We start from the raw sequence: 1483 nt of genomic DNA on the forward strand, positions 1-1483 counted from the left end.
TCGGGTTGAGGTCGATGACCTGCTTGGGGGCGGGGATGTCGAGCGCGGACAGCAGATCGGCCTGGGGCTTGGTCAGGGTGGTGGTCCGGCGGAACACCCCGGTGGGGCCGGTGAAGGTGCCCAGGTGGACCCGGTCGAGCTCGCGGCGGATGTTCGGCCAGGTGGCGCCGGTGGTGGTCTCGGTGATCCGGATGAGCAGCAGAGCGAGCCAGCAGAGGACGACATGGGCGCGGATGCGTTCTTCGAGCCGGTGATAGACCGGCCGCAGATCGATGACCTGCTTCATGTCGCGCCAGCCCCGCTCGACCTCGAGGAGCTGCTTGTAGCCCAGGGCGATGTCCTCGGCGCTCAGGTGCGGGTCCGAGCAGCGCAGCAGGTACTTGCCGTCCAGGTTGGCCTCGGCCTTGACCTTGGCGGCGTCGATGCGGAGCTTGCCGGCCGGGGTGGTGCGCAGATACCGGTTCAGCCCGGGCTTGGCGGTGATCTTCCCGCGCAGTTCGCCCCGCTTGAACTCGCTGAGGGCGTCCGACCCCTCGATCACCTCGGCCAGCTGGGCCAGGAGCTGCTCGCGCATGTGCTTGTCGCGCTCGGCGGCCTCGGGGGTGTGGCAGATGACGAACCGCTCGGTGTCGCTGATGCGCACCTCCTTGACCCGCATGTTCCCGGCGATCTCGGTGTAGCGGCCCTGTCTCGACAGGGCGGCCTTGATCTCGGCCGATCCGGAGCGCAGCTTCTCGCCGATGATGTAGGAGTGGTCGCCGCTGCGCAGGTAGCGCCGGTTGCGCGACGAGGAGAACCCGCGGTCGGTCACCCACACGATCTTGGACAGGGTCCAGTCCCGCATGTCGTCTTTGACCTGCCGGATGACGACCTGGTCGGAGGCGTTGCCGGGCCAGCACCAGACCCGGACCGGGATCCCGTCGCGGGTGACGGCCATGCCGATCACGATCTGCGGCAGGTCGTCGCGCGAGTCCTTGGACTTGCCGTGCGTGCGGAACCCCACCGGGTCGCCGCCGGCGGCCGGTCGACCGCCCGCGGCCAGGACCTGGCCGCGTTCGTCCCGCTCGACGGGCTCGTCGGCGTCCTCCAGCTCGAAGTAGGTGCTGGTGGTGTCAAAGAACAGCAGGTCGACCTCGAGGTTGAGCAGGGTGGCGACCTCGTCGAACACCTGCTTCTCCACCTCGTCGCGCACCCGGTGCAGCCAGTCCATCGCCCGGTAGCAGGCCTGCTCGCCGATCTCGGCCAGGCCCTCGATGTGCACGTCGCGGGTGATCCACTCGGCGGCGGCCAGCTTGGAGGACGGGGCCAGGGCCCGGTTGGCGACCAGGGCGAACAGCACCCGCTCGGTGGTGGTCATGTCGCGGCGCCGACCGCGCTTGGGCCGGCCGGCTCCGGTGACGATCCGGTCGATGCGCAGCCGCCGCCACAGGTGGTCCAGGACGTAGGCGCCGCCGAACGGGACCGATGCGCTGAACTCCAGGTC

1 protein-coding gene is annotated in these 1483 nt (G+C 69.7%); it reads right to left on the reverse strand.

Going from position 1 to position 1483, the window contains the following annotated elements:
• Positions 1 to 1483 (reverse strand): IS1634 family transposase (locus ACGFIS_RS37530; RefSeq protein ID WP_392974026.1); only part of this gene is annotated, 1483 nt, incomplete at both ends.

The sequence above is a fragment of the Spirillospora sp. NPDC048824 genome, from assembly GCF_043198455.1.
Lineage (GTDB): Bacteria > Actinomycetota > Actinomycetes > Streptosporangiales > Streptosporangiaceae > Spirillospora.